Genomic DNA, 15,612 nt, shown 5'->3' on the forward strand with positions numbered 1-15,612 from the left:
GTGAATGGCTTTTTGTGCTTTAGTTGCTGGAAAAATAACTTTTCGCAGCGTCGTGTAGTGGGATGGAAACACCGATTTTGGCATGTTCCGGTGAGATATAGTTGGCTTGGGAACTTGCCTTTGTCAAGGTTCCTACACCTTTGAAAAGAGTTTCTAGAAATTTTTGCACTCGTTCATTGGCGGTGTCTTTGTGAGTGATGATCATTGCAGTAACACCTACTGTTTTTACTGCTTCATTAAGCCCTATATATGTATTGCCCGGGATGTTTATGGAGATAAACGCGTGTTGTTTTGTCAAAGTATTGCGTACTTCTTCCTTGATACTTACCAAATGCAAATCGGTGGAATTCGCAATATTTTGTAGTAGTTGTGCAGGGTAGGCACGTGTTGTGATTAGGGCATCAATCTCACCCTTACGCAGTGCAGCTACTGCTTCTTGAAAACCATATTCCGATACAGTAAATTGCTCTAATTTTAGTTGATATGCGCTGATAAGTTGCAAAGCATTGGCGCGCTCACCTGAGCCAGGAGCTCCGATATTGAGTTTTTTACCCACTAGTTGTGTAAGGTCGCTAACCTTTTTATTACTTGCTATGTGTAGAGCTTCTGGGTACAGAGAGCAAACCGCACGTAGGTTTTTGTTTGCAGCAGCGTTTTGAAATAGTCCACTGCTATTGTAAGCCATCGCGGCAATATCGTTTTGGCTAAAGGCGAATTGTACTTGGCTATTTTCCACCAACTTACAATTTTCTTGGCTACCAGAGGTATTGTATATTTTGGCTACGTGTTTTTTGGTGGAAAGAAGTTGCTGTAAACCGTTTCCTAGAGCGTAGTACTCTCCCCCTGTAGATCCTGTTGCAATCGTCGTCCACCCGCGCGCTTTACCTGCTTGAAATTTTGCTTGACGAATGAGCTTTTTGAGTTCGCTGTTCAAAAACGCGAGGTTTTGTGGTTCTTTTTTCTTACGGAAATCCTTGGCGAGTTTTTTGATTTCGCTTATATGTTGCTCGTGTTGTGGAAGGTCTCGTTGTTCTAACTTTTCATCTTCCTCCAACTCGCTGACGAAAACCTTGGTCTTGCCGCTACTGTCTGTAGACTTTTTTATATGCTTTTTGTGCTCAAGCCATTTGCCGTCTTTGAGAATATAGTTGTTCGTTCCGTAGACTAAGAGAACGTCCCCTTTTTTATTTCCCTCCTGCTTTACGCCGGTAACACCGATAGGAGTGGCTCCTAAAACCGAAATCAAAGAAGTAACATTGAGGTTGTTCCAGTCAGAGAGTTTGTAGTCTTTTAAAAATTCGACTTCGGCTTTGTAGTATAGTAATAACTGTGTACTACCATCCGCTTCATAAGGGTAACTTCCGCGGCGACTGAACGACTTTATTTTAAAGAGGCCGTTTTGAAAATGATTATCGAGTTTTTGCTGTACGCTTTTTTGTAGATCCTGCCCGTTCGGTCCTTTGCTGCATCCAATGAGCAGGAGTGCAATCATACTAAATATAAATATTTGTTTCATGATTTTCCTCCTAGTTGACAAAAGGCAACGCCAAGTAAAGTTGGATGACTAAGGTATTGGTAATATCAATGAAAAAGGCACCGACCATGGGAACCACTAAAAACGCCTGCGGAGAAGGTCCGTATTTTGATGTTAAAGCTTCCATGTTGGCAACGGCTGTTGGAGTAGCACCCAGACCAAATCCACAATGTCCTCCGGCCATAATCGCAGCATTGTAATCTTTACCCATCAAACGGAAAGTGACGTTGTAGGTATAGAAGGCGAGGAACGCGGTTTGGATGACGAGAATCATCAACATCGGTCCGGCTAGGTTCATCAGTTCCCACAAACGCAGTGACATCAAGGCCATGGCTAAAAATATCGACAGCGCCATGGTACCCCATAAATCAATGGTTTCTTTGTTGATGGTGTATACTTTGGTATATTCACAAGCGTTGGTAATGACAATTCCCACGAGTAGAGGACAAATAAAGGACGGCAGTGGGATTCCAATGGATTTCATGTATTCATAACCGAAAGAACCAACAACAATACATACCGCCAAAATCAATAGAGTTTCCATCATTATTTTCGGTGTTACCTTGTCGTCATCATCTGGGTTATAGGTGATGGTGTGTTCACCAGGAGGAGCGTCTTCCTCGGTGGGTTTTAAATCGTGTTTTTGGATGAGGCGTTTTGTTACTGGCCCTCCAAGTATACCTCCCAAGACAAGGCCAAAGGTTGCGCAAGCCATCGCGAGTTCCATAGTTCCCTGTAGATTTTGCCCTTTGGTAAACATCTCGGCATAAGTGGCACCAGTTCCGTGCCCTCCAGAGAGAGTAATGGAACCTGCGAGAAGTCCCGAGAGCGGATTGAGATCTGTCATACTGGCGAGAAAAACACCAATTCCGTTTTGGAATACCAAGTATAAAGAGGCGATCCCCAAAAATAAAACAACCTTCGGACCTCCCTGGGCGAGCAATTTAAAACTAGCGCCTAGACCTACAGTTGTGAAGAAAACCAACATAAGTGGTTTTTTTAATGTCATATCGAAATTAAAACTGAACGAAAATTGTGAGTATAAAATACTGCTGATAATCGCAAAAGCAATGCCACCCACGACGGGTTCGGGGATATTATTTTTCTTCAATACTGAAATCTTATTGTTGAGAAAATAACCCACAAACAGTATGACGAGAGACATTCCTACAGTTTCAATTAATCCTAATTGAACGTTCATTCTACCTCCAAAAATTGAAATATAGCGCTGTGAAATGATCAGTAATGTGCTGAAACAAATTCATTTTGTTGAATTTTACAAAAATTGTAGCTGTCACTACAGGAAAAAAGGAAAATCGTTATCTTTTGCGATGGAATTCATCACCATTTGCTTTTACTTGTTGCTAATGCACGTATTTATGTTAAAATCACTTCTTACTTCCAAAGAAATGAACATCTTGCAAGATGAACTATTGCTTCGCGGAAGTCATTTTGTACAAAATAATATTACATGGAGGGCAAATACTATGAAACAAAGTTTTTATATACTAGTATTGGCACTTACAATATCCAGTCTAATCTTTGCACAATCGGCAGGTTTGGTTGGTTTGAGCGGACAAGTCGTTAATCAAGCGAATAGCGCATCCGCAGGTGCTGGTCAAACAGTGACTATACAAACTGCAGGCGGTGAAACTCTGCAAACAGTCACCGATGCACAAGGTAACTATTCTTTTAATGGCCTAGACTCTGGAAACTACGACGTTTTTGTCAACGGTGAGCACATCCAGGTGGCACAATTAGAAGAGACAAAGGTTGCAAATCTTGCTGTGGGCGAAGAAATACTTGTCGCACAAGTAGAGACTGGAGCAGCAACTGGAGCAGCCGCAGGAACAACAGCAGGAACAGCTGGCGGTGTAGGTCTAGGAACTGTGGGCTTGATTGGACTTGGCGGTTTGGCAGCAGCTGGTGGTATTATCGCTGGTGTTGAAATTGCTGACGAAGATTCTAGCGACTAGATGTAAGTGACCTTATGAACAAAGTTTGCATATTGCAAACTTTGTTTTACATCTGCGAATTTGTAAGAAAAACCTTGTTCAGTAATTTTGTATCTATATGATGGTATTAAGAGCACTAGCGTCAACAATGTGGCAAATACTTCCAAATTTTCTTTCTTTTTTCACATTAAACCGACACTGCGGCATTCTTTGTTGGTGTGAATATTTCTACGCAATTGGTTAATAACGCAAATCATTATTTCTTCCGTTCACCTATACCGAATTTTATCATAACACTTCTACGAGTAAAAGATGATTGAGGTAATAGCTTACTATTTATCAACAATCATTAACGCTCAAAATGTTTACGCATTGGAAAGCTCGCAAATTGTCGAAAGTGGACCGCAGAACAACTTTGCACAGCGTGTTTTTTTACGATATGTGGTCGCAATAACAAAGTTAGGAAAATGTTTGATTCACAATATTAATTTTGAATTAGATGTTTAAATTTGCTACTCTAAATAAAAGGTTACAACTTATAGCGTTTGTATCTACTAAGGCTAATGTAGCCACCTATACTATTATCGTGAAAACGATAAAAAATTAAAAACCAATGGATTTGATGTTGAGCGTGATATGCTAACTTAATGAGCAAACATATTTTCCATTGAGGGATTGTAGTGAGCAAAATTATGAAAAAGCAAATGATAGTGGTCTTGTCGTCGATACTCATTTTATTCGGTTGTGCTTCGAATAAAGATGTTGAGACCGTAAACATTGCTGTTGCGGCAAAGAGAACATCATACACAGATAGTGTGAGCCGTATACAGGCAAAAGAAAGTCAAAGAAAATTATCCCGACGAAGAGAGAATTACCTAATCGGCCCAGATGATGTGTTGGAAGTACGTATTTTTGAATTGGAAGCGGCAGGGCAAGCGACAACTCTCGACACCAGAGTTTCCAAAAATGGTTATATCTTACTTCCTGTGATTGGCAGTATTAAGGTTGTTGATAAAAATGTATCGCAAATACAAAAAGAGATTATCGCTGTTCTGAAGCAACGACAGATTCTATCCGTTCCTCTTGTTAATATCCAAATTACGGAATTTAATAGTAAAAAAATCAATGTGATTGGTGCAATTCGCGAGCCAGGTATTTATACTCTCAAGGAAAACGTAAGCACGTTACTAGATATCTTAGGCGAAGCCAAAGGACTTAGTGATAATGCTGGTTACCAAGCATACGTAATCAAAAAAGAAAATCGTTTAGACTTAGACGCAGAAGAGAAGATAACCTCTGAAATCAAAGCCCGACAAGACGATAAGGAAAAAAATACCAACGTCAAAGAGAATTCGCTAAAAGAAAAATCGGACAAAATACACATTGATTTATTCGAACTCATTGGGCAAGGAAATTTAGAATTAAATATGGTTCTCGAAGATGGTGATGCTGTTTTTGTACCCAATGCCGAAGAGTTTACTGTAGATGGTCATGTCAACGAAGCAGGAACGTTTCCTCTGAAAAAGCCAACTACTGTTCTTGAGGCCGTTGCTTTGGCGGGTGGACTTACTGAAGAAGCTTCACCAACGTACTGCTTGTTGAAACGTCAAAAAAACGACGAAGAAGAGGCGATTGATATAGATTTGTCTGCTATTCTGGAGAGAAGACAACCCAACATATACTTGCAATCCAACGACATTCTTTTTGTGCGTCAGACAACAGCAAAGTATGTTTACCAGCAAGTAACAAGCTTTTTAAATTTAACTCTTGCGTACAATCTTGCGGATATAATCACCCCCTAGTGGTTTTGTCGTTTAGCCTTTCAGATAAATATATAAAATTTAAGAATTGAGTGTTGTATCACTTAATAACTAATTGAGTTTGTAGTTGTACTTATCAAAACAATTGAGAACACTCAGAATAAAATCAAGCCTAATTGCTAGTTGACATAAAGGATCATGGTTACATGGACAAGCAAGAGTTTAATATTCATCAATATATCGAAATTATCACTTCGCGATGGTATATCATTTTTTTATCGATCACTTTGTTTGTAGGAATGGCATTCTACTACGCAAAAACTACAAAACGTATATATCAGTCAACAGGTACGATTGCTATTTTACCGAAAAATCTCAATCTAGCGCGTGACAGGATAGATCTTTCGATGTTTCGCAACATGCAAAACTACTTGCAAACACAGTATGATCTTATTGTCAGTACACCTCTGTTGCAAAAAACTTTTGATCATTTTAATTTTGCGGAAAAAGAAAAATTTCGCAACGTGCCTGATCCGCTTAAGGTATTTCGTGGTCTCTTTACTGTAACCCCACTACGCAAATCATTTATTGTTCGTGTGAGTTTCAAATGGACTGATCCGCGTTTGCCGCCACGGGTGGTTGACTTTTTGCAAAAAGCATATATTCAACAAGACCGCGAACGTCGTGTGGGATTATCGGGAACAGGAATTGATATTCTGTATCGCAAAGAAGGGGAGTTGCGTGCAGAGCTAGAGACATTTGCCAACCAGATTCAAGATTATGTGTTGAAAAACAAGCTCATCAATGTGGAAAGTCGACAGAATATTATTTTTCAGCGTTTAAATGATATCAATGAAAAGCTGACCGAAATTGAGTTGAAAAGAATTTCCGCTTATACCAGTTATCGCGAAACTATTGACAACTATAACAAAGCGAAAATAATTTCCACTCCGGAAATTTTGAAAAGTCGTACGATCCAGGAATTGAAAGTACAGTCTCTTGTTGTGGACCAAGAAATACAATCTCTAGTTACGGGACGTAACCTTGGGATTAATCATCCGCAAGTGGTCGCATTGAAGTCGAAAAAAAAAGTTATTGAAGAACGGTTAACTGCAGAGGTTCTTGGTATCATGCAGTCGTTGAAAGATCAATATTATCGTTATAAAAAAGAGGAAGATCGCTTAAAAAAGTTAGTGGTAGCGCAACAACGCGAAGCACTCATTTTTTCACAAAAAGTGACGCAATACCAACTTTTGAAAAAAAAGTATAACGCCTTGGAAGAAACGTATTTATCGGTAAAGCAACGTCTCGGTCAGCTTGAATTAGATAAGGATTCTCAAGGGGAAGAAGAAAACATATACATTGCCTCTCCACCGCGCATTCCCAAAACACCCATTTGGCCAAAAACGTTGTATATATTAGTAGGTGCGTTTTTATTCTCTTGTTTTTCAGGTTTGGGATTGTGCTTTGCCTTGGAGTTTTTGGACAACTCTGTTAAAGGGAAAGACCAGCTGGAAAAAATGATGCAGCGTCCGGTTCTCGGTTTAATTGCCGAAGGTAAGAAGAACAAGAAGAGTCAATATCCAGAGGTACTGGCCCTATCGACTAGGTCTCCTGTAGCGGAATCTTTTCGTTCGCTACGTACAACACTCTCTTTTTCCATCGAAAAAAACAGTACCTTTTTTGTGACAAGCCCTGTTCCTGGTGATGGAAAATCATTTTGCGCAGCAAACCTGTCTGTGGCGTTTACACAGAACGATGCTAAGGTACTTCTTATCGATGCAGACATGCGTAAATCGCGGCAGCACCAAATTTGGAACACACCGCGCTATCCGGGTCTTAGTAATTTGATTGCCGATTCGGAAGTGAATCTTGACGATGTTGTGCAAAATGTTGACGTCGAAAACCTCAGCTTTTTGCCTGCCGGAGTTTCCCCTCCGAATCCTATTGAGCTTGTAGAAAAAGAACGTTTTAAAGAAATTATCGCTGAGTGTGAACAAAAATACGACTACGTGATTATTGATTGTCCTCCTATTGCGATTGTTGCAGATGGTGTTAGTGTGAGTAAAGTTTGTCAAACAGGACTGCTTGTTGTGAAAAATTTTAAGACGCCCGCCAAAGCGGTGCATATTGCCAAAGATGTACTGAGTAGCAATCAAGTAAAACTCAGTGGGATTATTCTAAACAACATGGAAGTGCCCAAAGGACGCTATTACAATTCTGGCTACTACAACTATGGATACTACGGTAATGATGGGCTGACAACATGATTGACTTACACTGCCACCTTTTACCAGGTGTCGACGACGGACCTCAAAATGTAGATGAGAGCATTGCTTTGGCGAAAAAACTTGTGGAAGACGGTGTGAAACAAGTGGTTGTAACACCGCACATGCTGGATGGCGTTTATAATGTTAGCATGTCACAGCTTGTGGATGGGATACAAAATTTACAAGAGGTTTTACAGAACCATAGCATTGATTTACAAGTGTTTCCTGGGGCGGACATTCACATCAATGCACAGTTGGTAAAACTCATCAATGAAGAAGTTGTGCCGACGATTGCCAACAACAAAAAATATATTTTGTTAGAGCCTGACAATAACATCTGGGGAGATGTTGTTGATCAAGTTGTTTTTAGTTTACAAATCAAGAATATTACACCGATTATTACACATCCCGAAAGATATCATGTGGTACAAGAAGATATGTGGTGTTTGAAATCTCTGGCAGAGGCCAATGTGCCGATCCAAGTGACCGCTGCGAGCATCTGTGGCTTTTTTGGCAAAAAAGTACAGAAGTGTAGTCGAGAGCTTTTTCAAAACGGTTTGGCGCATATCGTTGCAAGCGATGCTCATGGTGTACGCAAAAGACCACCGTTTATGACAGAAGCACGTAAAATGATGAATAAATGGCTAGCCAAGGATGTTGTGGACGATATTTTTGATGTGTACCCTCGAAAAATATTAAATGGAGAATACATTCAGTTACCACCACCACAGAAGAAAAAACGTCGGTGGTTTTTTGGCTAGAGAATAGGAATGATAGATAAAATACCACACATTATTACAGGGATTCTCGTCTTTGTATTGAGTATGTCGCATCTGATGTTCGGTATGATGCATCGTTGGGTAAGTTGTAGTGTTTTTTTGGTAATTTTGTTTGCGCTACTCCTCTATATCGTATACAGCGCAAAGGAAGATAATTTTGCGGTTGTACGTTCACATCTAATTTGGGTGTGGATGGCTGTTTTTGGGGCAATGCTACTACAAATCACGCCTCTTCCACAGCAGTGGCTGGAGTTTTTTTCCCCTAAAGCACACGAGATTTTAAATATATTGGGGGAACAACAACAAACCGTTAGCCTCAATGCATTCTTTTCCCAAGAAATCGTCGTGCGTTTTTTTTGTTACGCCATCCTATTTTTCTTGGTAATTCACAACGTACGTACCAAGAAACAGCTCACAATACTTGCCGCAACCATTTTAGGGGTGGCGGTTGTTGAGGTTTTGTATGGCTTGGCGAATCGTCATCATATGTTGTGGATCGAAAAAGATCGTCCGCGCCTATCTGGTACTTTTACCAATCGCAACCACTTTGCATGTTTGCTGGCGATGGCCTCTAGTGTTGGTGTTGGCTTATTTTGCGCCTTATTGCCTCACAATTGGACAACGGCAACTAAGCAGCGCAAGGCTTTGGTGGGAACAGTAGGGTTTTCGGTACTGATTGCTATTACCGGAACACTGCTTTCACAGTCCAAAGGGGCACAGGCAAGTTTGGCTGTTGCTCTGGCACTATTTGCTGTGGTGTTTGTTTGCAAAAAACGTCCACGCCTGTCTATCGTGCTCACAGCGATCGCGGTGACTACGGTTGTGCTATTTATGAATGTAGAAGGAATCAAACGTTGGAACAAGGAAGACCTTGATTACTCGTTTGAGTATCGCCTCGATTTGTACAAAGCTTCTTTACCAATGATCGCCGATTATCCACTTATGGGAATTGGTTTGGGAAATTTTCGTAATATTTATCGTCAATACCAACCACCTAGTAAATATGTATTTAGTTATTTACATAACGATTGGTTGCAAATCACCAGTGAATTTGGGATTATTCCGTCGATTTTGTTGTTTTACATATTTATTTACTTTTTTGTACGCACAGCTTACAAATTATGGCAACGCAAGGATCACTTTTACAGGTGGCTTGGCTGGGGAGCACTGTGCGCTGTTTTAGTAATGATGCTGCATAGCCTCGTCGATTTTAACTTTTTACGTACCTTATCAAATACAGTGACGGTGTTTTCTCTCGCAGGTGTGGCCTGTGTGTGTGCCCATAACCGCAAGTGGCAAGAAAAGCAATACTCCCTGCATCAAGTGGTGATTGTTTTATCAGTGGCAGGACTTATTTTTATTGGTTGGCATGTTGTAGGGTGGTTGCGAGCAGACGTTAACTACACACTTTATAAAAATTGGGAAAACAAAGCTTTGGGGTCGGTTCCTCAACATGTTACCGAAAAATCGCAAGCTATGATGTATTTAAAACACGCGGTACAAATGAACCCCAAAGAACCAGAATATTATTTTCAAAGAGCTGTGCACATTCTGGACAATATGCAGTCGCAAATCACAGACGAAGCACGGAAAATTGTCAGCGGAGTTAACCCCACACTTGAAGAAGACAATCCCCAACTTTTTGAAAAGGAATTTGAGAAACAAGTACTCATGCTAGAAACACAACGTTTCCCATGGGTAAATTTGCAAATAGAAATGGCATACCTGGAAAATCAAAAGGCAGTGAAGCTTCTACCTGTGTCCCCCGAATACCAGACGCTGAACTTACTCATTCAAATATCGAAGATCAATCTTTTCTTTGTACGTGGGAAAAAAATACCGCAAAAATACGTGGATCGTTTTAAGAAATCGCTACAAAAAGTACAGTATGTAGCTCCGAAACGCCCACGTTCTCTTTTGTATGTCGGAAAATCATTGTGCATATATTCACTGGTTTTTCCAGAGAAAAAGGAGGCTTATCGTGTGCAAATTGTCGATAGTTTACGTAGCGCATTTCTTAGTGAATTGCCATACAGCGAAGAAATCTACTCTTTGCTCATGCGTACATTCAAAAATCCACAATTGCTTTTGCAGGTAACTCCTAAATACTATTTGCACTACAATAAACTCTACGACTATTATTGGCGCAAACGTTACTTTGACTTATGCGCACAAGTTCTTGAGAAAATGCCAGAATTGGCGAATGCTCCCCTGGAGTGGAAACGCGTCGAAACGAAATTAGATAAGCTAGAAATGGCTAGGCGTCTTGTTAGTATTGCCGAAATACAAGGTGATTGGCAGCAACGCCAAGAATATGTGAAGCAGTATAAAAAGCAACTACAAGACGACATTGTCATGATGACAGAAAAAGCACAAGAGTATTTGAAAAGAGGACGTTATTATCAAACATTTAATGAATACCAGCGAATTGTTTCCCATGACTACGGAAATGTTGATGCCCTCTTGGAAATGTGTGAGTTATCTTTATTACCTGAGTTAAAACCACGTATCCCACGTATACCTTCGCGCTATTATTTGCAGCGCATTGCTCTTTTCAGTCAGAGCTTGCAGCCACAACAATACCGCAAATTTTTGCAACTACTGCAAGAAATGGGAGTAGACGACAAACGCACGCTGTTTTTAACAGCGGTTGCTCACATCCTGGCGGGAAAAAATGAACCAGGGAAAAAAATACTACTGAAACTTAGCAAAGACAAAGAGTTCTTCAAAAAATGGCGTCAGGCACACTTGGTGTGGTATTTTCTCTCTCTTGTGGTGGAGGAGCCACAAAAAAGTGTTGTTGTCGACAAATTGTATGGTATCGTTCCGTCTTTTCAAAAAGTACCAGAGACGATGCATTCTTGCCACCTATCATTTTCGCAGAAGTTACTGTTACATGGCTACGATTTACGCGACGATAAAATAGAGTTCGTCTGGGAGTTTCGCGATTATGTAAAGGGTTATCTCATCGTGCAGTTTTTTGATGAGGATTTTGAGTACATCAGTCGAAATGTCCCGCGATTTTCGCAAAACAAGCGCCGTTACGCCATGGACTTCGCTAGGTGTGGAGAAGTACTGACCACAAGCGCCACTGTTCCTCAAAATGCCGTATATATGAGAATATACTGCTTCGATGCAAAAAAACGTTTGCCAACAGACATTGGTAACTACACTTTTTTTACCAAAATTAGAAAGTAGAATTTTTTGCAAAGATGGTTTTTCTAAGCGGAAACTAAACACGTCTATTTTCTATTTGAACTTCATATGGAAGTGTACAAAAATGTGGTCTTTTCAAAGATTAAGGTTGCTATAAAACATGCGTGAAATATTCGAATACCACTCCAAAATAGGATATCGATTTATACCCGAAGTAAAAGCACGAATCATCCATGAATCAGGTGGTTATTTGGTGCAGGTAAATAAATCCGGTTTTCGCTGTAACCACGATTTTTTTAAACAGAAAAAGTCACCATACCGAGCATTGTTATTTGGGGATTCCTATACGGCAGGTAATGGGGTTTCAAATTTAAATCGCTATGGCGATGTTCTGGAAAAGCAAATTCCGCAGTTAGAAGTTTTTAACTTTGGCTTACCTGGAACAGGAACAGATCAGCAATATATTGCCTATAAAGAATATGCAAAAGATATAGATCATGATATCTTAATTCTTGGAGTGTTGGTTGAAAATATTCGCAGAGTTAATGCCCATTATCGCCGTTTTGTTAATTTCGAGAATAAAGTTCAGTATCGGGCAAAACCCTATTTTGAAATAGTAAATGAGCAATTGGTTTTAAAAAACCAACCTGTTTCTAAAAAGGTATTGAATGCAAATGAACTTTCTGGAAAAAGTGTCGATAAAGGAGGGCGATTTCCTCTGTTGGGTAAAATAGCGAAAAAATGGAATTTAAAACACACTATCCAAAAATATCTTCACTATCAACCTTTTCCTGAATATAATTCATGCACCGATAAGTGGAAATTACTCTCTGCCATTCTGAAGGAGTGGATAAGCGATTCTCCCAAACCAGTTCTTGTTGTTCCTATACCGGTTTATCACTATATCGAAGGCATTAGTAACGCTTGCCATTATCAAAATCGCTTTGAAGAACTGAGACAAGAGACCGGCTGTATTCTTCACGATCCACTTCCAACTCTACGGAAGTATTCCGACAAAGAAAAGCGAGAATTTAGATTTAAACACGACACACATCTCACTTCCAAAGGACACAAAGCCCTTGCAGAATCTATAGTTCCTAAATTGAGAGATTTACTATTAATTAAAGAATGAGGTTTTTAGTGAATGAGTTAGTATTAGGCATTTCAGCATTTTATCATGATTCTGCGGCAGCTCTTGTCAGAGGGGGCAATATCATTGCTGCTGCCCAAGAAGAACGATTTACCCGCAAAAAACACGACTCCAGTTTTCCTGTAGAAGCGATCAACTATTGCTTAGAAGAGGCATTCGTTGAAACAAACGAACTAGATGCCATCGTTTTTTATGATAATCCTTTTCTTTCTTGGGATAGAGCTCTAAAAAGTTGCATGATGGCCCGCGATCCGCAAAAGATATTTCCAAAAATTGCCAACTCCATGCTTGGTGAAAAAGTTTGGGTAGAGGACTATGCGCTTTCAGCAATGGGATCTCTCGGCAAGATGAATAAATTGCTTTTTGCTGAACATCACATATCACACGCGGCTTCTGCTTTTTACCCCTCGCCTTTTACAGAATCCGCATTCATAACCCTTGATGGGGTGGGAGAGTGGGCCACAACAACGACAGGGTTTGGCGACAAAAACACCCTACAATTTGTTTCTCAAATAGATTATCCGCACTCTTTAGGGCTTCTCTACAGTGCTTTTACTTATTACTGTGGATTCAAAGTAAATTCTGGAGAGTATAAATTGATGGGGCTCGCTCCTTATGGAGAGGCAAAATACAAATCATTAATTTATGATCATCTGATTGATGTAAAGGCGGATGGATCATACCGCTTGAATACCGAATATTTTGGATATATCAATGACTTTGTGATGACAAGTGACAAATTTAACAAATTGTTTGGTGGAGAACCAAGAAAACCGGAATCGCTGATTACACGTAAAGAGATGGACTTAGCAGCCTCTATACAAAAAGTGATTGAAGAGATCGTTCTTCTTATTGCAAAGTACACAAAGAAAGAAACAGGATCTAGTAATCTCGTTATGGCAGGTGGGGTGGCTCTGAATTGTGTTGCCAATGGACGACTGCTTAGAGAAAAAATATTTGACAAAATATGGATACAGCCCGCTGCCGGCGATGCAGGAGGAGCACTTGGTGCTGCACTTAGCGTTACGTACAATTACTTTGAAAATGACAGAGTTGTTTCGACAACAGGCGACTCGCAGCACGGAAGTTATTTGGGGCCTGCCTATTCGCGCAACGAAATTAAAGCATTTTTAGATTTTCATGACTACCCTTACACCGAAGTTTCTTGTGCAACGGAAAAAGCGAAAAAAATAGCGAAAGCGATTTATGAAGAGAAAATTATTGGATATTTTTGTGGGCGGATGGAGTTCGGACCAAGAGCTCTTGGGGCTAGGTCTATTTTAGGAAACCCACTCTCAAAAACTACGCAGTCCGTCATGAATCAGAAGATTAAATTTCGCGAATCTTTTCGTCCCTTTGCGCCTTCTGTGAATTTAGATAAGGTTTCTGATTTTTTTGAAATGGAATGTTCTAGTCCGTATATGTTGTTGGTTGCTTTTGTAAAAAAAGAGCGCCAGTTACCCGTGGATACTGATACAGATGACCTTATAAAAATTGTGAACTTAGCGAGATCCGATATTCCAGCCATAACTCATGTCGACTATAGTGCCCGTATTCAAACAGTGACGGAGGAATCCAAAGCGGATTATTACCAAATCATAAAGGAGTTTGGCAATCTTTCTGGCTATGAGATGGTTGTCAATACGTCTTTTAATGTACGTAGCGAGCCAATCGTCTGTTCCCCAAGAGATGCCTATACTTGTTTTATGAGAACAGAGATGGATTTACTGGTTCTTGAAAATTTTCTACTTTGGAAAAAAGAACAACCAAATTTTGATGAAACTGAGGATTGGAAAAAGAACTATGAGCTCGACTAATAAACAGCAAGCAGAAAAATTTTTTACAAAATACTTGTCTAATGTGTTAAAAAGTTCACCAAAAAAAGAATTTTTTCCCATGCAACCGAATGAAAAACAGGACTCATATTACAAGAAAAGAACAGATAACTTTGTGACACGCGATCATTTTAAGTGTTACGCCAAAGAAGATTTTGGTGGTGCATTACAGGAGTTGTGGAAAAATGAACACCAGCTAAAAGATCTCTCCACACATTTTGCAAAGTTAGCCGAAGAACTAAAGAAAGAATCTTTAGACGAAGAGGTTTCGTCTTTTGTATATGCGATGTTCTAAATACGGGAAGAATTATGAGCGCAAAGAATACTCTGGCAAATTTGATGGGAGTTACAAAAATAAGTGACTTGCTAATTTTTATGCAAAAGATAACTAGGCGAAAACACATCCGTGCGGTAAATTACCATGAAACGCCACAAGCAACAATGGACAATTTTGAAGAGCAATTACGGTTTTATAATAAAAATTATACCGGTGTTTCTTTAGCAGACCTCCAAGAATTCCTTTTCGAAAAAAGATGGGACAAGCCAAAACCAGGTTTGATTATTTCTTTTGACGATGCTTGCAGAAGTAACTATGATTTTGCGTTACCTTTATTGGAGAAATACAACTTTGTGGGGTGGTTTTTTGTCCCCGTCACTTTTATTGATACACCTCCGCAAGAGCAAATTGACTTTGCAAAAAACAATAGAATTAGCTACGATGCCAGCCGTGTAGGCGAAAGAATTGCCATGTCATGGAGCGAAATAAAACAATTGGCGCGTAAGCATGTTGTTGGTTGTCATACAATGAACCACCAACGCCTAACGGAAGATCTTACAGATGAACAGTATACGTTAGAAATCATTTCTGCGAAGGAAATACTACAACAAAAAATGGGTAAAGATATAGATACTTTTTGTTGGGTAGGGGGGGAAGAAAAGTCTTACAGTCGAAAAGCAGCCATGTGTATTCGCGAAGCAGGCTATAAATACTCGTTTATGACAAATACTCATATCATAACAAAATCTACCGATGCTCTCCAATTGCAAAGAAGCAATATAGAATCAAACTACTCTATCAACATGACAAAATTTCAAATAAGCGGTTTTATGGACGTACTTTACACGAGAAAACGCAAAAGAGTGAATCAGCTAACAAAAGTCTAAAAGCAAAAA

Annotated in this window: 12 protein-coding genes; 10 read left to right on the top strand and 2 right to left on the bottom strand. The window is 39.8% G+C overall.

Annotated features, from left to right (window positions below):
• Positions 1–19 precede the first annotated feature (19 nt).
• Both UABAM_RS00045 and gltS read right to left on the bottom strand, forming a co-directional pair.
• Positions 20–1,516 (bottom strand): TAXI family TRAP transporter solute-binding subunit, encoded by a 1,497-nt coding sequence (locus UABAM_RS00045; protein ID WP_151965943.1) that lies wholly within the window; start codon positions 1,514–1,516, stop codon positions 20–22.
• A gap of 10 nt (positions 1,517–1,526) precedes the next feature.
• On the bottom strand, positions 1,527–2,735 hold the full coding sequence (gene gltS / locus UABAM_RS00050; protein ID WP_151965944.1) for a sodium/glutamate symporter: 1,209 nt from the start codon (positions 2,733–2,735) through the stop codon (positions 1,527–1,529).
• A gap of 286 nt (positions 2,736–3,021) precedes the next feature.
• Between gltS and UABAM_RS00055 the strand changes: the two genes are divergently transcribed.
• The 10 genes from UABAM_RS00055 to UABAM_RS00100 all read left to right on the top strand — a co-directional run bounded on the left by UABAM_RS00055 (position 3,022) and on the right by UABAM_RS00100 (position 15,603).
• On the top strand, positions 3,022–3,510 hold the full coding sequence (locus UABAM_RS00055; protein WP_173013043.1) for a carboxypeptidase-like regulatory domain-containing protein: 489 nt from the start codon (positions 3,022–3,024) through the stop codon (positions 3,508–3,510).
• Positions 3,511–3,801: 291 nt separating this feature from the next.
• Positions 3,802–3,996, top strand: coding sequence for a hypothetical protein (locus UABAM_RS00060; RefSeq protein ID WP_151965946.1), 195 nt, complete (start codon positions 3,802–3,804; stop codon positions 3,994–3,996).
• A 173-nt stretch (positions 3,997–4,169) separates the two neighbouring features.
• A complete protein-coding gene (locus UABAM_RS00065) occupies positions 4,170–5,291 on the top strand; it encodes an SLBB domain-containing protein (protein WP_151965947.1) in 1,122 nt (373 codons plus the stop codon).
• Between the two features lie 164 nt (positions 5,292–5,455).
• Positions 5,456–7,519: a GumC family protein gene (locus UABAM_RS00070; RefSeq protein ID WP_151965948.1), complete on the top strand. Its 2,064-nt coding sequence runs from the start codon at positions 5,456–5,458 to the stop codon at positions 7,517–7,519.
• Positions 7,516–8,280: a tyrosine-protein phosphatase gene (locus tag UABAM_RS00075; RefSeq protein ID WP_151965949.1), complete on the top strand. Its 765-nt coding sequence runs from the start codon at positions 7,516–7,518 to the stop codon at positions 8,278–8,280. The genes UABAM_RS00070 and UABAM_RS00075 overlap by 4 nt, the downstream gene beginning before the upstream one ends.
• A 9-nt stretch (positions 8,281–8,289) precedes the next feature.
• On the top strand, positions 8,290–11,496 hold the full coding sequence (locus UABAM_RS00080) for an O-antigen ligase family protein (RefSeq protein ID WP_151965950.1): 3,207 nt from the start codon (positions 8,290–8,292) through the stop codon (positions 11,494–11,496).
• Positions 11,497–11,614: 118 nt separating this feature from the next.
• Positions 11,615–12,586 carry an SGNH/GDSL hydrolase family protein gene (locus UABAM_RS00085; RefSeq protein WP_151965951.1) on the top strand — a complete coding sequence of 324 codons (972 nt, stop codon included), beginning with the start codon at positions 11,615–11,617 and terminating at the stop codon, positions 12,584–12,586.
• 8 nt (positions 12,587–12,594) lie between these two features.
• Positions 12,595–14,421 carry a carbamoyltransferase family protein gene (locus UABAM_RS00090; RefSeq protein ID WP_261343946.1) on the top strand — a complete coding sequence of 609 codons (1,827 nt, stop codon included), beginning with the start codon at positions 12,595–12,597 and terminating at the stop codon, positions 14,419–14,421.
• On the top strand, positions 14,408–14,734 hold the full coding sequence (locus tag UABAM_RS00095) for a hypothetical protein (protein WP_151965953.1): 327 nt from the start codon (positions 14,408–14,410) through the stop codon (positions 14,732–14,734). Before UABAM_RS00090 ends, UABAM_RS00095 begins: the two co-directional genes overlap by 14 nt.
• Positions 14,735–14,748: 14 nt before the next feature.
• Entirely contained in the window at positions 14,749–15,603 is an 855-nt protein-coding gene (locus tag UABAM_RS00100; RefSeq protein WP_151965954.1) for a polysaccharide deacetylase family protein, read from the top strand.
• The last annotated feature ends 9 nt before the right edge of the window (positions 15,604–15,612 follow it).

The organism is Candidatus Uabimicrobium amorphum, from assembly GCF_009002475.1.
Lineage (GTDB): Bacteria > Planctomycetota > Uabimicrobiia > Uabimicrobiales > Uabimicrobiaceae > Uabimicrobium > Uabimicrobium amorphum.